The sequence below is a fragment of the Streptomyces sp. DSM 15324 genome (assembly GCF_001514285.1).
Classification (GTDB): domain Bacteria; phylum Actinomycetota; class Actinomycetes; order Streptomycetales; family Streptomycetaceae; genus Streptomyces.
This window is the reverse complement of the sequence record NZ_KQ949024.1, coordinates 885,676-906,287: the sequence shown is the minus strand read 5'-3', so window position 1 is coordinate 906,287 and position 20,612 is coordinate 885,676. Positions and strand designations below refer to the sequence as shown.

Here is a 20,612-nt window from a genome sequence, read left to right as displayed (position 1 = left end):
CCCCGCCGGTCCACGGCCCTCACAGCAGCGTCCTCCAGTCCTCGTCCGGGTCCAAGCCGGTCGCCCCGAGGAACAGCAGTTCCCGGCCATCGGCCGATTCCTCGGGCGCGCCGTCCGGGCCGGGCAGCGGTTGCTCGGTCCAGATGCACTTGCCGTGCGGCGTGTAGCGCGCGCCCCATCGCCCCGACAACGCCGTGATCAGTTGCAGCCCCCGGCCGCCCTCGTCGGTCTCCGTTGCCCGGCGGATGCGGGGCATGGCCTGGCTGCCGTCGTAGACCTCGCAGATCAACTCGGCGCCGTACAGCAGCCGCAGCCGCACCGGGCCCCGGGCATGGCGGACGACGTTGCCCACGAGTTCGCTGACCAGGAGTTCCGCGGTGGGGGCGAGCGGGTTCAGGCCCCACAGGGCGAGCTGTTCCCGGACGTGCCGACGGGCGTGCCCGGCCGCTCGCGGGTCGTCGGGAAGCTGCCAGGAGGCCAACCGCTCGGTGGGCAGCGCGTGCAGACGCGCGACGAGTAACGCCGCGTCGTCGGCGGCCTGCTGGTCGGCGGGCAGCAGCGTGGACGTCAAGGTGTCGCACAGGCGCTCGAGCTCCGCGGCGGTGTCGAGCGCGCCGCGCGCGCGGGCCGCGCTCAGCAGCCGGGCCAGCTCCGCGGTCCCCTCGTCGATGTCCCGCTTCGCCGACTCCACCAGACCGTCGGTGTACAGCACGAGCAGACTGCCCTCCGGCACCTCCAGCTCGACCGTCTCGAACGGCGGCTCCGCCGCGCCCAGCGGCGGGTCGGCGTCCCGCTCCGGGAAGTACACGCTCCCGTCGGGACGCACCAGCGCCGGCGGCGGATGCCCGGCGCGCACCAGGGAACAGCGCCGGGTGGTCGAGTCGTAGAGGGCGTACAGACAGGTGGCGTACGACCCCTCGCCCATGGCGCCGACGATGTCGTTGAGGTGACCCATGATCTCGCCGGGCGGAAGTTCCAGGTCGGCCAGGGTGTGGACGGCGGTGCGCAGCCGCCCCATGGTGGCCGCCTCCGGCAGCCCGTGGCCCATGACGTCACCGGCCACGAGCGCGACCCGCCCCCCGGACAGCGGGATGACGTCGTACCAGTCGCCGCCCACGTCCGCGCCCGGTCCGGCGGGCAGATAGCGGGCGGCCGCCGTGCACGCGGCGAGGTCGGGCAGCGCCTGGGGGAGCAGACTGCGCTGGAGCTCGCGGGAGCGGGTGTACTCGGCGTCGTACAGCCGGGCGCGTTCCAGCGACTGCGCCACGAGGGCGCTGATCGTGGTCAGCAGGGCGCGCTCCTCGGCGGTGAGCAGGCGCAGCCGTTCGAAGGCCACCACACAGACCCCGAACGTGTGTCCGGAGGCGGTGAGCGGCAGGAACGCCCACGCCTGCTTGCCCGCGCGCTCCGGCAGGCCGGTCAGATGGGGGGAGTGCGCGGTCAGCTCCTGCGGCGAGGAGAAGAACAGGGGCGTACCGGAGCGGATCGCGTCCCAGGAGGGGTCGCCGGACACCCGGCGGCGGCCGTCGATGAGTGCCAGGAAGTCCTCCGGATAGCCGACGGCCCCGACCGAGTGCAGTCGCTCGTCCTCGGTCACCTGGACCAGGACCCCCGTGGCGGCGAACGGCGGCAGCACCCGGCGGGCCACCGCGTCCACCACGTCCTGCGAGGTGGTGGCCTTCGCGAGCTCCGCGGCCAGCTCCGCGATCCGCGCCGACCGCTCGGCCGCGGCCCGCTCGTCCGACTGCCGTGACTCGGCGAGCCGGCGGTTCTCGGTGACGTCGGTGAAGTAGAGGGTGCGTCCGTCGGGTCCCGGCACCAGCCGCAGGTGGTAGCGGCAGCCGCAGGAAGGCACCCGCACGTCGAAGCCGGCCGGCTTCTCCTCGGCCGCGGCGGCCAGGCACCGGGCCTGCAGCTCGGGCACCTGCCGGGCGGCGGGCAGGTCCCAGAGCAGCCGTCCGAACAGTTCCTCCTCCGGGAAACCGAGGAACCGCTCCGCCTCCAGATTGGCGAAGGTGATCCGCCACTCGTCGTCCACCGCGAGGAAGCCGTCGCTCATGTGCCGCAGGGCCCGGCCGAGCGTGTCGCGGGCGCTGCACGGCTCGTCGCTCTCCCAGCCCACGCCGATCATCCGCAGCGCCTCGCCCCGCGCGTCGTACGTGGCCCGGCCGCGCGCGTGCGTCCAGACGTACGAGCCGTCCGCGCGCCGCACCCGGTACGCGTCCTCGTAGACGGACCGGTCGAGGATGGCCCGCTGGGTGGCCGCCAGTGTGGGCGCCAGGTCGTCGGGGTGGACGAGCCGCATCCAGCTGTCGATCTTCCCGGTGAAGTCGGCCGGCAGGGTGCCGTACAGCTCCAGCGCCGCCTCGTCCCAGATCAGTTCACCGGTGCGGATGTCCCAGTCCCACGAGCCGACCCGGACCTCCTTGAGGGCCCGCCGCATCCGCTCTCCGCTCGGCTGCGGCCGCGCGGGCCCGGACGGCCGCGGTGCCCGGGCCATGCGGTCCTCGGTCCAGGCGACGAGGGACCGCAGGAACTCCCATTGCTCCGGCGTGGGTTCACCGCGGTCACCGGCCACCACGGTCAGCACGCCGACGCTCCGCGGTCCGCTGAACACGGGGAGGGCGGCGAGTCCGGTGCCGGGCCAGACGGGCGCCGGGACCGGACTCGCGGCCCCGGGGACCGGCTCGGCGGGGGTGGAGGCCGGTCGGGCGGGCCCGGGGACCGGCCTGGTGGGTTCGGGGACTGGCCTGGCGGGTTCGGGGACCTGCCGGGGGGACCCGAAGACCTGCCGGGGGGAACCGGAGACCGGCCTGGCGGGCTCGGGGACCTGCCGGGGGGACCCGGACCTCGGCTGGGCGGACCCGGACTTCGGCTGGGCGGACCCGGACCCTGGCCCGGCTGATCTGGGCCCGGCTGATCCGGACCGTGGCCCGGTTGATCCGGACCCCGGCACGGCGGACCCGGACCTCGGCAGCGCGGACCCGGATGCCGGTGCGCCGGACGCGGATGCCGGTGCGCCGGACCCGGACCCCGGTGCGGCTGACGCGGACGCAGGCCGGGGGGACCCGGACCCCGGCCGGGCGGTGTTCGGTACCCACACGCCCTTGCTCCCCCGGAGCGCGCGGGCCGGAGCCGACGGTCCGTCCTGGTCGACGATCTCCCAGGAATTCGTCAGAACGGGTGGGAGGCCCACGGCCGACACCAGCCGCAGGGCCGACATCGGGCCCCGCAGGTGCATCGCCGCGCCGAGCGCGTCGAGTTCGCCCATAGCGTGCTGCAACGCAAGCCGGAACACCTCGCTCTCCGTGACACCGGGGGCCACAGTGCTGAGCAGAGCGAGCCGTGCGTTCATGCTGGGAACCTATCGTTCCCGTTCTCGTACGAAACCCCTTTCACACATTCTCACCGGCGGTTTCCTGCCAATTTCACCGTTCAACGACCTAAAGAGCGAGCCAAGTTGATCAAACCCGGTCCGCGAGTGTCACGGCGGGGCCCGGAAGCCGGGGAGTACGGTCCCGACCTCACCCCCGGCAAGATCGACTCAGTGGCGCCGGCGGCGGGACGGAAGCCCGGCCGCGCGACCGGTGGAAACCTCCCGCAAGCCGCCTACGCTGGAGACATGACCGGCCAGACCGGCAGCGGCGACGGCAGTGGCGACCGGGCCCGGCGGTGACGTCCCGTGCCGTACGTCGCCGTCAGCGCGCTCAGCCATCCCGGGCTGCTCCGTGAACGCAACGAGGACAGCCTGGTGGTGGGGCCCTGGACCCTGTGCGCCACCGTCACCGAGAACCCGCAGACCCTGGTGTTCCCGCTCGGCACCCCCCTGGTCGCCGCCGTCACCGACGGGCTCGGCGGACATCCCGGCGGCGACGTGGCCAGCGCCCTCGTCGCCCGCCGGATCGCGGCCGTCGGCACGCTCCTGACCGGCGAGGACGCCGTCCGCGACGCCCTGAGCGCCTGCAACCGAGCCGTGTACGAGGCCGCCGGCGACCCGGAGAACGACCTGGCCGGCATGGGGACCACGGTCGCCGGAGTCGTCGTACGGCCGGGCTCGGCGCTGGTGTTCAACGTCGGCGACAGCCGGGTCTACGCGGCCTCGCCCGACGGGCTGCGCCGGGTCAGCGTGGACGACAGCCCGCCGCTCGGCCCCGGCCGGCACATCACCTCCCTGGTCACCCAGTGTTTGGGCGGCTCCCTGACCCACCGCCCCGTGCACCCCCATGTGTCGACCGTGCCCCTCGCCCCCGGCGAGCGTTACCTCATCTGCACCGACGGCCTCAGCGACGCCGTGCCGGACGAGACGCTCGACGAGGTGATGCGGGAGTACGACGACGTCCGCGCCGCCTTCGAACTGTGGAAGTCCGCCATCGCCGCCGGCGGCCCCGACAACATCACGCTCGCGGTCGTACGGGTCGCTGAGGACGGGGCGGACGGGGTGTCCGGGGCGTCCAGGGCGTCCGGGGCGAGCAGTGAGGACGGTGAGGACGGTGAGGACGGTGGGATCCCGGACGCCTCCGGGGCCTGGGGCTGAACGACCGCCGACACGCCTCGGAGGCAGGCCTGCGACAAGGGCCACAAGGGCCTTCTCCGTGGTGGCGGTCCGCTGATCGCGTGGTTCACCGCCCCGGCGGGCCATGTGCTCTCCCTCATCGAGGAACCGGTACGGACATGAGCGAGATCGTTGTCTACGAAGTAGAGAACCCGGCGGCCGCACCCGGTGGCGCGGAATCCCACGTCCGCAGGGTGCACGCGGCCCCCGCCGCCCCCGGCACACCCGGTACCACCGGGCCCCGCACCCTGTGCGGTAAGGACACCTTCGCCATGGTGCGGGCCCGCCGGCAGCCCTCGGAGCACCAGGGAGCGCGCTGGTACCCGTCGGAACACGAGTCCGTGGTCTGCCCCGAATGCGACGCCGTGATCGAGACCTGAGGGGCGGTCGAGCGACGGTGAAAGGGCCGGGGCGGGGCTCCCGCGCGACCACCTACCCTTGAGGCATGACCAGCAGCAGCGACCGGAGCCTCGCAGTGGACGTTCCAGCACCCAAGAGCTATGAAATCCGCACCTATGGGTGCCAGATGAACGTCCACGACTCCGAGCGGTTGTCCGGCCTGCTGGAGGAGGCGGGCTATGTCCGCGCCCCCGAGGGTTCCGACGGGGACGCGGACGTCGTCGTCTTCAACACCTGCGCGGTCCGGGAGAACGCCGACAACCGGCTGTACGGCAACCTCGGCCGCCTCGCGCCGAAGAAGGCCTCCCGTCCCGGCATGCAGATCGCGGTCGGCGGCTGTCTCGCGCAGAAGGACCAGGACACCATCGTGAAGAAGGCGCCCTGGGTGGACGTCGTCTTCGGCACGCACAACATCGGCAAGCTGCCGATCCTGCTGGAACGCGCGCGCGTGCAGGAGGAGGCCCAGGTCGAGATCGCCGAGTCCCTGGAGGCCTTCCCCTCCACCCTGCCGACGCGCCGCGAGAGCGCGTACGCGGCCTGGGTGTCGATCTCCGTCGGCTGCAACAACACCTGCACGTTCTGCATCGTCCCGGCCCTGCGCGGCAAGGAGAAGGACCGCCGCACCGGCGACATCCTCGCCGAGATCGAGGCCCTGGTCGGCGAGGGCGTCTCCGAGATCACCCTGCTCGGCCAGAACGTCAACGCCTACGGCTCCGACATCGGCGACCGCGAGGCCTTCAGCAAGCTGCTGCGCGCCTGCGGCACGATCGAGGGCCTGGAGCGCGTCCGCTTCACGTCCCCCCACCCCCGCGACTTCACCGACGACGTGATCGCGGCCATGGCGGAGACCCCGAACGTGATGCCCCAGCTCCACATGCCGCTCCAGTCCGGCTCCGACCCGGTCCTGAAGGCCATGCGCCGCTCCTACCGGCAGGACCGCTACCTCGGGATCATCGAGAAGGTGCGGGCGGCGATCCCGCACGCGGCGATCACCACCGACATCATCGTGGGCTTCCCCGGCGAGACCGAGGAGGACTTCGAGCAGACCCTGCACGTCGTCCGTGAGGCGCGCTTCTCGCAGGCCTTCACCTTCCAGTACTCCAAGCGTCCCGGAACCCCGGCCGCGACCATGGAGAACCAGATCCCCAAGGAGGTCGTCCAGGCGCGCTACGAGCGTCTCGTCGCCCTTCAGGAGGAGATCTCCTGGGAGGAGAACAAGAAGCAGGTCGGCCGCACCCTGGAGCTGATGGTCGCCGAGGGCGAGGGCCGCAAGGACGGCGCCACGCACCGGCTCTCCGGCCGCGCCCCCGACAACCGCCTGGTCCACTTCACCAAGCCCGACCAGGAGGTCCGCCCCGGCGACGTCGTCACGGTCGAGATCACCTACGCGGCCCCGCACCACCTCCTCGCTGAGGGCGCCGTCCTCGCCGTGCGCCGCACGCGCGCGGGTGACGCGTGGGAGAAGCGCAACGCCGAGAAGGCCACCAAGCCGGCCGGCGTCATGCTGGGCCTCCCCAAGATCGGCGCCCCAGCCCCTGAGCCGGTGCCCGCCGGCAACGCGTGCGGGTGCGACTGACGCTGCCGAGGCCTCGCCCCTGAAAGACGCCAGCCCCTCCGTCAGGGGCCTGCGGCCCTCGTCTGGAGCCTGACCCCGGCCGCCGGGCGTGCCTCCCACCCAGGTTGCTGACCTTGGCCGGTGCCTGACGTGGGCCCGGACCTGCTCCGCCGTCGGGGACTTGCCCCTGGCGGGGCGTGTCCGGTCAGGAATCTGACCCTGGCGGTGCCACCCCGGTCGGGAATCTGACCCTGGCGGGGGGCCTCTCCGGTCCGGAATGTGAACCTGGCGGGGGCTTGTCCGGTCCGGGACTTGTCCTTGGTCGGGACCTGGCCCGCCCTGGGCCCGACCTTGGCCGGGGATCAGCCCCCTCTGCCTCGGGCCCGATCTTGGGCGAGGACTGCCCCCTCGCCTGGGTCCTGGGGCCGGCCGGGATCCCCCCACCCAGGACACGACCCCAGTTGGGACCCGACCCTGGCCGGACCTGCCCCGTCCAGGGCACGACCCCCGACCGCGGCAGGTCCCCCGAGTTCGGTGCTGTCTGCCGATGTCCGCGCACGGCAGACCTGGGGAGGGGCCTCGGGCCGGTTAGGCCGGTGGGGGTTCCCAGTCCGGCCGCCGTCAACCCGCCCCGGCTGCGTCGTGCTCCGCCTCCGCAGCCCCGGCCACCACCAGCCCCTCCGGCCGGACCCCTCCAACCCGGGCCCCTCCAACCCGGGCCCCTCCAGCCCGGGCCCCTCCAGCCCGGGCCCCTCCAGCCCGGGCCCCTCCAGCCCGGGCCCCTCCAGCCCGGGCCCCTCCAGCCCGGGCCCCTCCAGCCCGGGCCCCTCCGGCCGGCCCCCTCCAACCCGGGCCCCTCCAGCCCGGATCCCTCCAGCCTGAGCCCCTCCAGCCCGGATCCCTCCAACCCGGCCCCCTCCAGGCCGGCCCCTCTAGCCCAAGCCGCCCGAGAAAGGTGCGGCAGACCCCGCGGTCGGCACACGCGGCCGTATGGGCCAAGCCTGATGCCGGTCGAGTTGCACCGACGCCTCGGACCAGGTGCCGGGTGCGGCAGGGTTACCCTGCCGAGCATGCTTGTCGCCGCAGCCGTCTGCCCCTGTCCGCCGCTGCTCGTGCCCGAGGTCGCCGCGGGCGCCGCGCCCGAGCTGGACGCGGCGCGTGCCGCCTGCTCCGCGGCGCTGGCCGTGCTCGCGGCCGCCCGGCCGGACCGGCTCTATGTCGTCGGGCCCGCCGAGGAGGCGGGACGCGGCCCGCATCCGGAGGGCGCGCGCGGCTCGTTCAGCGGCTTCGGGGTGGACGTGACGGTACGGCTCGGTCGGCCGGACGCCGACGCCCCCTCGGCGCGCGAACTCCCGCCCTCGCTCGCCGTCGCCGCCTGGCTGCTGGAACGGACCGGCTGGGCCGCCGCCCCCGTCGAGGGACTCGGGGTGGGTGAACCGTTGCCCACCGAGCGGTGCGTCCAGGCGGGCAGAGAGCTGGGCGCCGGGGCCGGACGTGTCGCGCTGCTCGTCATGGGCGATGCGAGCGCCTGCCGGACCCTGAAGGCGCCCGGCTACCTCGACGAGCGCGCCGCCCCCTTCGACGCGGAGGTCGCCCGGGCACTGGGCACCGCGGACGTCGGCGCGCTGAAGTCACTCGACGCCGGGCTGGCACAGACGCTGAAGGCCGCCGGCCGGGCCCCCTGGCAGGTCCTCGCGGGCGCCGCCGAGAACGCCGGGCTCGGCGGCGCGCTCCTGTACGAGGACGCGCCGTACGGAGTGGGGTACGTGGTCGCGGCCTGGTCCTAGCGGGGCGGGGTCAGGAGGCCGGCGGAGGGGTGCGCGGCGGGGTGAACCTGTCGCCACCGCCCGTCGGCGGCTCGTCCTTGTGCGCGAGCCGGTCCACGGCCCCCTTGGCCTTGTCGGTGCCCGTGTGGATCCGGTCGGTGTACTTGCCCTTGGTCTTCTCGTCGACGACCTTCGCCGCCTTGTCGAGACCGTGCGTGACCTTGTGCCCGTGCTCGTGGGCGAGGTGCGAGACCTTGCCCTTGGCCGGGGCGAGCCTGACCTTCAGATTGTGCAAGAGACCCATGGGCCACCTTCCCTCACAGGTACCGAAACGCCCATACCAACCCATACGGTACCCGCGCGGAAGGCATCCCGCCCTGCCCCCGGCGACGCCCCACGCCTCCGGCGCGCAACACCTTCGAGGGCGCCCCCGGCGGTTTGGGAGACTGGTGCGGTGAGCAGCGCAGCCCCCACCCCCCGCGTCATCGCCGTCGTCGGACCGACCGCGGCCGGAAAGTCCGATCTGGGCGTCTTCCTCGCCCAACGCCTCGGCGGCGAGGTCGTCAACGCCGACTCCATGCAGCTCTACCGAGGGATGGACATCGGCACCGCCAAGCTGACCCCCGGGGAACGGGCCGGAGTTCCGCACCACCTCCTCGACATCTGGGACGTCACCGTCACCGCCTCCGTCGCCGAGTACCAGAGGCTGGCCCGCGCCCGGATCGACGCCCTGCTCGCCGAGGGCCGCTGGCCGGTCCTCGTCGGCGGCTCCGGGCTGTACGTCCGGGGCGCCGTCGACAACCTGGAGTTTCCCGGCACCGACCCCGCGGTCCGCGCCCGGCTTGAGGAGGAGCTGGCCCTGCGCGGCTCCGGTGCGCTGCACGCCCGGCTGGCCGCCGCCGACCCCGAGGCCGCCCAGGCGATCCTGCCCAGCAACGGCCGCCGTATCGTGCGCGCCCTTGAGGTCATCGAGATCACCGGCCGCCCGTTCACGGCAAACCTGCCGGGTCATGACTCGGTCTACGACACCGTCCAGATCGGGGTTGACGTGGCACGCCCCGAACTCGACGAGCGCATCGCCCGCCGGGTCGACCGCATGTGGGACGCCGGGCTCGTGGACGAGGTCCGCACTCTGGAGGCGCAAGGCCTGCGCGAGGGGCGTACGGCGTCGCGCGCGCTCGGCTACCAGCAGGTCCTCGCCGCGCTCGCCGGGGAGTGCACGGACGCCGAGGCGCGCGCCGAGACCGTCCGTGCCACCAAGCGCTTCGCGCGCCGTCAGGATTCATGGTTCAGGCGCGATCCGCGGGTGCACTGGTTGAGTGGGGCTGCGGCGGATCTCACCAAACTTCCGGAGCTCGCGCTGGCGTTGGTGGAACGACCGGTTACAGCCTGATCACGTCATGGCATCGGGACGCCCAGGCCGTCATCCGTGCCTCCGGTGCCGTGCCATCATCGAGCTTCGATCGACCAAGTGGAGTCCGAGTTGGGAGGGCGCGTGGCGATGGAGGCCGGCCCTCGTGACACCGCACAAGGCACCGAGGGCCTCACCCCCGAGCGCGGGGAACCGGAGCCCCGGGACGGGCGCGCCCTTCCCGACGCGGTGGGCCCCGACGCCGTGAGCCCCGACGCGGTGAGCCCCGACGCGGTGGATCCCGACGTGGTGGACGACACCCAGGGCGGCGGGGTGACCGACGACGGTCCCGAGCCCGAGGAGATGTTCGCGAGCGGGCCCGAGGTCGAGGTCGAGCTGCGCCCCCAGCGCCGGCTGCGGATCTGGCAGCTCGCTCCGATCGTCGCCCTGTCCGCGACCGGCTCCCTGATGTTCGCGTTCCCGCTCGCCTTCGACTTCGGCGACAGCGGGGCCGTGATCGCGATGCTGGGGCTGCTCATCTGCTCCTGCGCGGCCGGCTGGGGCATGATGGCCGCCCGTCGCGTCGGTTACACGTGGCCAGGCCTCCCCGCGCGCGGGTCCGGTCACCGCCCGGACTGGCGGGTCGTCCTGGCGTACGTCGTCCTGGTCGCCGTGGTGGCCGTCCTCGCCGTGTGGCGCGTGGCGCGCCTGCGCTGAGCGGAGTTCACGCGCGCGTCACGAGCGTGCCCCGGACCTCGGCACGCACGCGTGCGCCGGGTGTCGTACGCACGCCGTACGATCGAGGAATGAGCACGCGGATCGCCTTCCTCAAGGGGCACGGGACCGAGAACGACTTCGTGATCGTCCCGGACCCGGAGAACGTCATCGACCTCCCCGCGACCGCTGTCGCCGCGCTGTGCGACCGGCGCGCGGGCATCGGCGGCGACGGGCTGCTGCACGTCGTGCGGTCCGCCACGCACCCTGAGGCGAAGGACATGGCGGCCGAGGCCGAGTGGTTCATGGACTACCGCAACGGCGACGGCTCGATCGCGGAGATGTGCGGCAACGGCGTGCGGGTCTTCGCGCGCTACCTCCAGCACGCGGACCTCGTCCCCGAGGGGGACATCTCCGTCGCCACGCGCGGGGGCGTCAAGAGCGTGCACCTCGCCAAGGACGGCGACATCACCGTCGGCATGGGCCGGGCGCGTCTGCCCGAGGGTGAGGTCACCGTGCGCGTCGGCGAGCGCAGCTGGCCCGCACGGAACGTGAACATGGGCAATCCGCACGCCGTGGCCTTCGTCGAGGACCTCGCGCACGCCGGCGACCTGTCCAGCCCGCCGCCCTTCAGCCCGGCCTCCGCCTACCCGGACGGGGTCAACGTCGAGTTCGTCGTCGATCGCGGACCCGGGCACGTCGCCCTGCGCGTGCACGAGCGCGGTTCCGGCGAGACCCGCTCCTGCGGCACGGGCGCGTGCGCCGTCGCCGTGGCCGCGGCCCGCAGGGACGGCGTCGACCCGGCCGTCACCGGGACCCCCGCGACCTACACCGTGGACGTCCCCGGCGGCCGTCTGGTGATCACGGAGCGCCCCGACGGCGAGATCGAGATGACCGGACCCGCAGTGATCGTCGCCACAGGCGAGATCGCCCCCGACTGGCTTGAAAGCGCGGCTCGTTGACGGGATGACGTCTTCGTATCGCAGGTCTGTGCGCTCATGGGGCGGGTAACCGTACACCTGAGGCAGGGGCAGGCGTTCGAAAGGGGGGCCGGTCCTGATTCCGGTGGCGCAAAACCGTAAACCCCTGAATCGTCGCTCGAATGGGTGATCCGTTTCACGCTCGGCGAGAGGCGGTCAGTCGCACGTGATGGGCTCGGTAGCATCAAGCACCGGCCCGGACGGGGGACCTTTGCCAAGTCCCCTGAGCCGTGTCCGCCCTGGGACACCCCGTCCGCCGGTCCACGCAGCCGGAGGTGCCCATGAGTGCGGAGGCCACGAACCCTGCGATGCCGGGCCCGGTAGCGCCCGCCACGAGCCGCAGGCGCAGCCTGCCCCGGATCGACCTGCGCCGCCTGGGACGGGCCGCCCTGCTCGGCAGCCCCGCCCGCGGCCGGCTGCCCGACGCGATCGGCCATGTCGTCGAGGCCCACCGCGCCCACCACCCCGACGCCGACCTCGAACCCCTTCGCCGCGCCTATGTGCTGGCCGAGTCCTCGCACCGCGGCCAGATGCGCAAGAGCGGCGAGCCGTACATCACGCACCCGCTCGCCGTGACCCTGATCCTCGCCGAACTCGGCGCCGAGACGACGACCCTGACGGCGTCTCTGCTGCACGACACCGTCGAGGACACCGATGTGACCCTCGACCAGGTGCGGGAGCAGTTCGGCGAGGAGGTGCGCTATCTCGTCGACGGCGTCACCAAGTTGGAGAAGGTCGACTACGGCGCCGCCGCCGAGCCCGAGACCTTCCGCAAGATGCTCGTCGCCACCGGCAGCGACGTCCGCGTGATGTCGATCAAGCTCGCCGACCGGCTGCACAACATGCGCACCCTCGGCGTGATGCGCCCCGAGAAACAGGAGCGCATCGCCAAGATCACCCGGGACTTCCTCATCCCGCTCGCCGAACGCCTCGGCGTCCAGGCCCTCAAGACCGAGCTGGAAGACCTCGTCTTCGCGATCCTGCACCCCGAGGAGTACGAGCACACCCGCGAGCTGATCGTCGACAACGCCTCCCGCGCGGACGACCCCCTCGCCGAGTTCGCCGACGCGATGCGCGCGGTCCTGCGCGAGGCCGGGATCCAGGCCGAAGTCCTCATCCGGCCCCGGCACTTCGTCTCCGTCCACCGCGTCTCGCGCAAGCGCGGCGAGCTGCGCGGCTGCGACTTCGGGCGGCTGCTGGTGCTGGTCGGGGAGGACGCGGACTGCTACGCCGTCCTGGGTGAGCTGCACACCTGCATGACGCCCGTCGTCTCCGAGTTCAAGGACTTCATCGCCGTCCCCAAGTTCAACCTGTACCAGTCGCTGCACACCGCCGTCGCCCGTGGGGACGGCCAGGTCGCCGAAGTCCTCATCCGCACCCACCAGATGCACAAGGTCGCCGAGGCCGGAGTCGTCGCCCTCGGCAACCCCTACGCCGGTCCGCAGGACGAACAGACCCGCGAGGGGGCCCCGGCGGACGCGGACCGGCCCGGCGGCGAGCGGCCCGGCGGCGGCGAGCGGCCCGACGGGGAACGGGTCGACCCGACCCGGCCCGGCTGGCTCTCCCGCCTCCTCGCCTGGCAGGAGGCCGCTCCGGACACCGACACCTTCTGGTCCACCCTGCGCGAGGACCTCGCCCAGGACCGCGAGATCACCGTCTTCCGCCCCGACGGCGGCACCCTCGGCCTCCCCGACGGCGCCACCTGCGTCGACGCCGCCTACGCGCAGTACGGCGAGGACGCGCACGCCTGTATTGGCGCCCGGGTGAACGGCCGGCTGGCGACCCTGAGCACGGTTCTCCGCGACGGCGACACCGTCCAGCTCCTCATGGGCCAGGACCCCGCCTCCGAGCCCTCCAGGGAGTGGCTGGAACACGCCCACACCCCCGCGGCCCGGATCGCCATCCAGCGCTGGCTGGCGACCCACCCGGCCCCGGCCGAGCCCGAGGAGAGCGTCGACGCGGCGCGGACGGTGACGGACATCCCGGCCGCCGACGCCCCGCTCTCCCGCCCCGACACCGCGATCACCGTCGTCGGCCGCCCCGACGCCGGCGTGCGCCTCGCCGGCTGCTGCACCCCCGTCCCGGCCGACGAGGTCACCGGCTTCGCCGTGCGCGGGGGAGTGGTGACCGTGCACCGCGTGGAGTGCGCCGCGGTGGCGCGCATGACGGACGCGGGGCGCCCGGCCGTCGACGTGAGCTGGGGCGACACCACCGAGTGCCGGGTCACACTGATCGCCGAGTCCTTCGGCCGTCCCCATCTGCTCGCCGACCTCACGGAGGCCATGGCGATGGAGGGCGCCGAGATCGTCTCCGCGACCGTTGAACCCCCGAGCCAGCAGCGCGTACGCCACACGTACACGCTGCAGCTCCCCGACGCGGCCCACCTGCCCACCCTCATGCGTGCCATGCGGAACGTCCCGGGGGTCTACGACGTGGCCAGGGCCCAGCACCACGACTCGGCCTCCTGAACGGGCCCCCGGCAGGGCCCCGTCGTACGACTCCGATCCGCCCGGCGCACCCGCACCCGCGCGCGCGGGGGCAACCCGTTCGGGTGGGAAGGGCGCGAGTCGCCGCCGTACGACAGGTGTGCGCTGGTAGCCGTGGTCCATGCTGCTCACCCCCCACCCCTCGGCCCCGCGCCGCTCGGCTCCCCACCTCTCGGCCCCGCGCCCGCGGGCCGCCCGGCCCGGCGCGGCCGCCCGCCGACTCAAGTCCGCGCTGCTCGCCTCGGCCGTGTCCGTCTGCCTCGTCGCCGCGAGCGCCCCTGCGGCACCGCTCGGCATCGGCGACCGCCTCTTCCCGTACCTCGGCAATCCCGGCTACGACGTCGTGTCGTACGACCTCTCCTTCACCTACTCCGGTGCCAACAGCAAGCCGCTCCAGGCCGTCACCACCATCGACGCGTGGACCACCGAGACCCTGGACCGGATCAATCTGGACTTCGCGCAGGGTGACGTCGAGTCGGTCGAGGTGGACGGCAGGCCCGCGACCTTCGAGACCGCCGGGGACGACCTCGTGGTCACCCCTGAGGACGAGCTGACGCCGGGCAACTGGACGCGCATCACCGTGCGGCACACGAGCGACCCGGTGGGCGCCGACGGCCGGGACGGCGGCTGGGTGCGCACCGCCGACGGCCTCGCCATGGCCAACCAGGCCGACGTCGCCCACCTGGTCTTCCCGTGCAACGACCACCCTTCCGACAAGGCGATGTTCACCATCCGGATCACCGCCCCCGACGACTACACAGCCGTCGCCAACGGGCTGCCCACCGGCGCTGACCGGTCCGGCTCCACGACCACGTGGACGTACCGCACCCAGCACCCCATGGCCACCGAGCTCGCCCAGGTGTCCATCGGCCGTTCCACCGTCCTGCACCGCGACGGACCGCACGGGCTGCCCGTCCGCGACGTCGTGCCCACGAAGGACCGGGCGGCCCTCGAACCGTGGCTGAAGAAGACCCCCGACCAGATCGCCTGGATGGAGAAGAAGGTCGGGCCCTACCCCTTCGAGACCTACGGCCTGCTCATGGCCCAGGCCGACACCGGGTTCGAGCTGGAGACACAGACCCTGTCCCTGTTCGAGAAGGATCTCTTCACCGAGCCGGGCTACCCCAAGTGGTACATCGAGTCGATCATGGTGCACGAACTGTCCCACCAGTGGTTCGGCGACAGCGTCAGCCCGCGCACGTGGTCCGACCTCTGGCTCAACGAGGGACACGCCACCTGGTACGAGGCCCTCTACGCCCAGGAGAAGGGCGGCTATACCCTCCAGGAGCGCATGAAGGCGGCGTACGGCGCGTCCGACGGCTGGCGCGCCGCCGGCGGCCCACCGGCGCTCCCCAAGGCGCCCGCCCCCGGCGAGAAGATCAGCATCTTCCGCCCGAACGTGTACGACGGCGCCGCCCTCGTCCTGTACGCCCTGCGCCAGGAGATCGGCCAGAAGGCGTTCGAGCAGGTCGAGCGGGACTGGGTGCGCGACCACAAGGACTCCACCGCCGGCACGGCGGACTTCCGCCGGCTCGCCGAGGAGGTCTCCGGACGCGACCTCGGCGCCTTCTTCCAGGGCTGGCTGTACGGGGAGAAGACCCCGCCGATGCCCGGCCACCCGGACTGGAAGCCGACGGCGGCCGGAGACGCGGGCACGCAGGCCTCTCCGGCTCCACACTCCGCCCAGGCCGTCCACTCGGCCAAGGCAGTCAAGCCGGCCAAGCCCGCCAAGTCCGCCAAGTCCGCCAAGGCCGTCAAGGCTGTCGACGCCGTCCCGGCCGGCCCGGCGCGCACCGCTCCCTGGGCCCCGGGCCGGTAATAAGGCCGTGACGAGACGGGGCGTACCGTGCGACCATCGTCAGGTCGGCGCGGCACGGGGCGCGGGGCACGAGGGCGGGAATCTCCCGCGGTGCTCGTGCGTTGTGCACCATGGAAGGTGAAACCCGCCGGCATCGGTATCCCCACGACGTAAGGACCCAATGACCTCCTCTTCTTCCTTCTCCCAGGACACGAAGCGCTTCGCGCACGCCTACCCCGAAGGTCTTCGGGCCGATGCCCTGATGGAAGAGGACGTCGCCTGGAGCCACGAGATCGACGGAGAGCGGGACGGCGACCAGTTCGACCGCTCCGAGCGTGCGGCGCTGCGCCGCGTCGCGGGCCTCTCCACCGAACTCGAGGACGTCACCGAGGTCGAGTACCGCCAGCTCCGTCTGGAGCGGGTCGTCCTCGTCGGCGTGTGGACCACGGGGACCGCGCAGGACGCTGACAACTCCCTCGCGGAGCTCGCCGCCCTCGCGGAGACCGCGGGCGCGCTGGTGCTCGACGGCGTGATCCAGCGCCGGGACAAGCCCGACGCGGCCACCTACATCGGCTCCGGCAAGGCCGGCGAACTGCGTGACATCGTCATCGAGACGGGCGCGGACACCGTCATCTGCGACGGAGAGCTCAGCCCGGGCCAGCTCATCCACCTCGAGGACGTCGTCAAGGTCAAGGTCATCGACCGTACGGCCCTGATCCTCGACATCTTCGCCCAGCACGCCAAGTCCCGAGAGGGCAAGGCGCAGGTCGCGCTCGCGCAGATGCAGTACATGCTGCCGCGACTGCGCGGCTGGGGTCAGTCGCTGTCCCGGCAGATGGGCGGCGGCAAGGGCGGCGGCCTCGCCACCCGTGGTCCCGGTGAGACCAAGATCGAGACGGACCGGCGGCGGATCCGCGAGAAGATGGCGAAGATGCGCCGGGAGATCGCGGAGATGAAGACCGGCCGCGAGATCAAGCGCCAGGAGCGCAAGCGCCACAAGGTGCCCTCGGTGGCCATCGCGGGCTACACCAACGCCGGCAAGTCGTCCCTGCTCAACCGCCTCACCGGCGCCGGCGTCCTCGTCGAGAACGCACTGTTCGCCACCCTCGACCCGACCGTGCGCCGGGCCGAGACCCCGAGCGGCCGCCTGTACACGCTGGCCGACACGGTCGGCTTCGTCCGGCACCTGCCGCACCACCTGGTCGAGGCGTTCCGCTCCACCATGGAGGAGGTGGGCGAGTCCGACCTGATCCTGCACGTGGTAGACGGCTCGCACCCCAACCCGGAGGAGCAGCTGGCCGCCGTGCGCGAGGTGGTCCACGACGTCGGCGCCACCCAGGTGCCCGAGATCGTGGTGATCAACAAGGCGGACGCCGCCGACCCGCTCACCCTGCAGCGGCTGATGCGGATCGAGAAGCGTTCCATCGCCGTCTCGGCCCGCACCGGCCAGGGCATCGAGGAACTGCTCGCGCTCATCGACGCCGAGCTGCCGCGGCCCTCGGTCGAGATCGAGGCCCTGGTGCCGTACACCCACGGCAAGCTCGTCGCCCGCGCCCACACCGAGGGCGAGGTGATCTCCGCGGAACACACGGCGGACGGCACCCTCCTCAAGGTACGGGTGCACGAGGAACTGGCCGCGGACCTCGCACCGTACGTCCCGGCCCCCCTCGCCTGACCGACACACGAAGGCCGACACACGAAGGCCGATAGACGAAGGCCGATAGACGAAGGCCGATAGACGAAGGCCGATACGCAACGGCCTGACACACGAAGGCCCGCCCCCTTGCCTGACACACACCAGGGGGCGGGCCTTCGTCATGGCCGCCGATGCGCTTCCCGCCCGGCGGCCCCGTCGCTCACTTGGCGAACTTGTCGCTCACCGAGTCGTACACACCCTTGGCCACCTCACCCAGCCGAGGCCCCGCCAGCCAGCCCGAACTCACCGGACCCACCGAGGTGTTGGAGACCAGCGCAGGCTTGCCGTCCGCGCCCTTGGCCACCCAGCCGCCGCCGGACGAACCACCGGTCATCGTGCAGCCGATGCGGTACATCGTCGGGTCCGACTCGTTGAACGACAGCCGCCCCGGCTTGTCCTGGCACTGGTAGAGCTTCTGCCCGTCGAACGGCGCCGCGGCCGGATAACCCGTCGCGGTGATGCTGTCCACCTTCGGCACCGCCGGAGCGTCGAAGTCCACCGGCAGCGCCGAACCGACCGTCTCCTCCAGCGACTTGCCGGAACCGTCCGCCTCCGGCGTCACATGGATCACGGCGAAGTCGTACGGCGCGCCGTCACCGCCCGTCTCCCCGCCCTGCGCGATCCACTGGTCCGAGGTCTTCACCCAGTCACCCCACCAGACACCGTAGGGCGCGGCCTCCTCCTTGGTGGCCGTCTGGAGCTGCTCGGCGGACAGACCCTTGTCGTTGTACGACGGCACGAACGCGATGTTGCGGTACCAGCCGCCCTTCTTGCCCGCGTGCACACAGTGGCCCGCAGTCCACACCAGGTTGGACTTGCCCGGGTGAGCCGGGTCCTTCACGACCGTCGCCGAGCAGACCATCGTGCCCTCGGGGGAATCGAAGAACACCTTGCCCGCCTCGGGGGCGTTGGCGTGGTACGTCGTCGGCACGGCCTTCGCGTCCACGGGCTCGGGCGTCGGGTCGGTCACGCCCTGGTCGCCGGAGAGGTCGTTGTCGTCGACTCGCCGGTCGGGGTCCTCCGCCTCCCTCATCCGGTCCGGGTCCCACAGGCCCTTGATGATCGGGTTGACGTAGTCCTTGGCCTCACGCAGCCAGTCGTCCCTGTCCCAGTTCTTCCACGCGCCGTTCTTCCACTTGTCCAGATCGATCCCGTGCTCCTTGAGCCGGTCCTTGATGTCGTCCGGGATCGTGATCTTTCCGTCGCCGACCGCCGTGGCCGACGCGGTGGCCTTGCCGTCGGCGTCGGCGTCGCCCGAGTCGCAGGCGGTCGCGGTGAGCGCGAGCACCGAGGCGAGGGCGACGGCGCCGAGCACGGGGGAGGTTCTGCGGCGCGCGGGCCTCCCCCGACGAGCGGTGAACGACGGCCGTATCGATCGCATGGTCTGACTCCCCCTGCTGTCAACGAACTTGGTGCTGCGGCCGCTCCCGTGGGGCGGAACCCGGCGTGTGCCCACGCGGAGTTCAGCCGGGTCTCACGGCCCTGTGCGATGCCCCCACACGATATGCGTTCGCTGTGGGGGACTTCCGACAGGAGGGCAACGGTTCCGTCACGGCAGGGATCTTGAGGCAACCCGTAACCAGGACGCCCGTCCGGGGTTGGTAGCGGTGGGGGTTCCGCTGCCCGCGCGCGGCCCCCCGAACCGCGGGAGGACAGCAAGCCGTGACCGAGCCAGTGCCCGAGGAGGTCCCTCCGGGGAGATCCACCGGACCATCGACCGCCGGCAGGTCCCCCGTCGGCCAGGCCGGCCGGCGCTCCGCGCACGACGGCATCCTGCGGCGCCAGTCGGCCCGCGAGTCCGCGGCGCGCACCTATGCGCGTGCCCTCCCCATCGTGCCGGTACGCGCCCGCGGACTGACCATCGAGGGCGCCGACGGGCGCCGCTACCTCGACTGCCTCTCCGGCGCCAGCGCCCTCGCGCTCGGCCACAACCATCCCGTCGTCCTGGAGGCCATCCGCAAGGTCCTCGACTCGGGTGCGCCCCTGCACGTCCTCGACCTCGCCACCCCGGTCAAGGACGCCTTCGTCACCGAACTCTTCCGCACCCTGCCGCCCGGGCTCGCCGACCGTGCCCGCGTCCAGTTCTGCGGGCCGGCCGGAACGGACGCCGTCGAAGCGGCGCTCACCCTGGTCCGCGCCGCCACCGGCCGCACGGGCGTTCTCGCCTTCGCCGGCGCCTGTCACGGCATGACGACCGGATCCCTCGAAGCCTCCGGCGGCGCCCTCGACGTCCGCGTGGCCCGTCTGCCCTATCCGCAGGACTACCGCTGCCCGTTCGGCGTCGGCGGCGATCGCGGCGCCGAACTCGCCGCGCGCTGGACCGAGTCCGTCCTCGACGATCCCAAGTCCGGGGACCGGCGCCCCGCCGGCATGATCCTCGAACCCGTCCAGGGCGAGGGCGATGTGATCCCTGCGCCGGACACCTGGATGCGGCGCATGCGGCAGATCACCGCCGACCGCTCCATCCCTCTCATCGCCGACGAGGTCCAGACGGGCGTCGGCCGCACCGGCGCCTTCTGGGCGGTGGAACACAGCGGAGTCACCCCCGATGTGATGGTCCTCTCCAAGGCCATCGGTGGCAGCCTGCCCCTGGCCGTCGTCGTCTACCGCGACGACCTCGACGTCTGGGAACCGGGCGCCCACGCCGGCCCCTTCCGCGGCAACCAGCTCGCCATGGCGGCCGGCACCGCCACCCTCGCCCACGTCCGCGAGAACCGCCTCGCCGACCGCGCGGCCACCCTCGGAGCCCACCTGCTGGCCCGGCTCCGACACCTCGCGGAGGCCTTCCCGTGCATGGGCGATGTGCGCGGACGCGGACTGATGCTCGGCGTCGAACTCGTCGACCCGGAGCGGGAGGAGAGGAAAATGGACTCCGCGGGCACGGACGCCATTGCCGCTCGTGGCCCCCACCCCGCAGCCCCCGAACTGGCCGTCGCCGTACAGCGCGAGTGTCTGCGCCGCGGCTTGATCGTCGAACTGGGCGGCCGTCACGCGAGCGTCGTACGCCTGCTCCCGCCCCTGACGATCACCGACGAACAGGCTGCCGCCGTACTCGACCGGCTGGCCGACGCGATCGAGGCGGCGGCCCGTGGACACACCCCCCGCAAACCCCGGCGCGACGAGAACCAGCGCGACAAGAACCAGCGCGACAAGGACCAGCCGAACCGGCAGTCCAAGCAGGTCCCGGAGCCGCACGGCCGTGCGGGCCGCACGCGGTGACCCAGGGCCGGAAGACCCTACGACGACGAAGCCCCCGCGGCGGCTCCGCCCATGCCCCGGCCCCTCGCCCACCCCGCCCAGCAGACGGACACCGGC

At 72.7% G+C, this 20,612-nt stretch carries 14 protein-coding genes; 11 read left to right on the top strand and 3 right to left on the bottom strand.

Annotated features, from left to right (window positions below):
- Positions 1-19: 19 nt before the first annotated feature.
- Complete coding sequence (locus AQJ58_RS10085; protein WP_067247830.1) at positions 20-2,500, bottom strand: SpoIIE family protein phosphatase; 2,481 nt, start codon at positions 2,498-2,500, stop codon at positions 20-22.
- Between the two features lie 1,182 nt (positions 2,501-3,682).
- On the opposite strand from AQJ58_RS10085, the gene AQJ58_RS10080 reads away from it, so the two are divergent.
- The 4 genes from AQJ58_RS10080 to AQJ58_RS10065 all read left to right on the top strand — a co-directional run bounded on the left by AQJ58_RS10080 (position 3,683) and on the right by AQJ58_RS10065 (position 8,293).
- Positions 3,683-4,534, top strand: coding sequence for a PP2C family protein-serine/threonine phosphatase (locus AQJ58_RS10080; protein WP_079078816.1), 852 nt, complete (start codon positions 3,683-3,685; stop codon positions 4,532-4,534).
- Between the two features lie 137 nt (positions 4,535-4,671).
- Positions 4,672-4,932 (top strand): hypothetical protein, encoded by a 261-nt coding sequence (locus AQJ58_RS10075; RefSeq protein ID WP_067247527.1) that lies wholly within the window; start codon positions 4,672-4,674, stop codon positions 4,930-4,932.
- Between the two features lie 65 nt (positions 4,933-4,997).
- The gene (gene miaB / locus AQJ58_RS10070; protein WP_107122003.1) at positions 4,998-6,527 is read left to right on the top strand and encodes a tRNA (N6-isopentenyl adenosine(37)-C2)-methylthiotransferase MiaB; all 1,530 of its coding nucleotides are present in this window, start codon (positions 4,998-5,000) and stop codon (positions 6,525-6,527) included.
- A 1,049-nt stretch (positions 6,528-7,576) separates the two neighbouring features.
- Positions 7,577-8,293, top strand: coding sequence for a class III extradiol dioxygenase subunit B-like domain-containing protein (locus AQJ58_RS10065; protein ID WP_067247522.1), 717 nt, complete (start codon positions 7,577-7,579; stop codon positions 8,291-8,293).
- A gap of 10 nt (positions 8,294-8,303) precedes the next feature.
- Here AQJ58_RS10065 and AQJ58_RS10060 read toward each other — a convergent pair whose 3' ends face one another.
- Positions 8,304-8,576 carry an antitoxin gene (locus tag AQJ58_RS10060; RefSeq protein WP_067247518.1) on the bottom strand — a complete coding sequence of 91 codons (273 nt, stop codon included), beginning with the start codon at positions 8,574-8,576 and terminating at the stop codon, positions 8,304-8,306.
- Between the two features lie 150 nt (positions 8,577-8,726).
- On the opposite strand from AQJ58_RS10060, the gene miaA reads away from it, so the two are divergent.
- The 6 genes from miaA (at position 8,727) to hflX (ending at position 17,276) form a co-directional block, all read left to right on the top strand.
- Positions 8,727-9,665 (top strand): tRNA (adenosine(37)-N6)-dimethylallyltransferase MiaA, encoded by a 939-nt coding sequence (miaA, locus tag AQJ58_RS10055; RefSeq protein WP_067247516.1) that lies wholly within the window; start codon positions 8,727-8,729, stop codon positions 9,663-9,665.
- Positions 9,666-9,773: 108 nt separating this feature from the next.
- Entirely contained in the window at positions 9,774-10,340 is a 567-nt protein-coding gene (locus AQJ58_RS10050; RefSeq protein WP_067247514.1) for a hypothetical protein, read from the top strand.
- Between the two features lie 89 nt (positions 10,341-10,429).
- Positions 10,430-11,299 carry a diaminopimelate epimerase gene (gene dapF, locus AQJ58_RS10045; RefSeq protein WP_067247512.1) on the top strand — a complete coding sequence of 290 codons (870 nt, stop codon included), beginning with the start codon at positions 10,430-10,432 and terminating at the stop codon, positions 11,297-11,299.
- Positions 11,300-11,598: 299 nt separating this feature from the next.
- Positions 11,599-13,785: a RelA/SpoT family protein gene (locus AQJ58_RS10040; protein ID WP_067247509.1), complete on the top strand. Its 2,187-nt coding sequence runs from the start codon at positions 11,599-11,601 to the stop codon at positions 13,783-13,785.
- A 139-nt stretch (positions 13,786-13,924) separates the two neighbouring features.
- A complete protein-coding gene (locus AQJ58_RS10035; protein WP_079078813.1) occupies positions 13,925-15,622 on the top strand; it encodes a M1 family metallopeptidase in 1,698 nt (565 codons plus the stop codon).
- A gap of 160 nt (positions 15,623-15,782) precedes the next feature.
- Positions 15,783-17,276: a GTPase HflX gene (gene hflX, locus AQJ58_RS10030; RefSeq protein ID WP_067247507.1), complete on the top strand. Its 1,494-nt coding sequence runs from the start codon at positions 15,783-15,785 to the stop codon at positions 17,274-17,276.
- A gap of 181 nt (positions 17,277-17,457) precedes the next feature.
- On the opposite strand, the gene AQJ58_RS10025 is transcribed toward hflX, so the two are convergent.
- On the bottom strand, positions 17,458-18,678 hold the full coding sequence (locus AQJ58_RS10025; RefSeq protein WP_067247505.1) for a trypsin-like serine peptidase: 1,221 nt from the start codon (positions 18,676-18,678) through the stop codon (positions 17,458-17,460).
- Between the two features lie 281 nt (positions 18,679-18,959).
- Between AQJ58_RS10025 and AQJ58_RS10020 the strand changes: the two genes are divergently transcribed.
- Positions 18,960-20,516, top strand: coding sequence for a diaminobutyrate--2-oxoglutarate transaminase family protein (locus AQJ58_RS10020; RefSeq protein WP_420712146.1), 1,557 nt, complete (start codon positions 18,960-18,962; stop codon positions 20,514-20,516).
- The last annotated feature ends 96 nt before the right edge of the window (positions 20,517-20,612 follow it).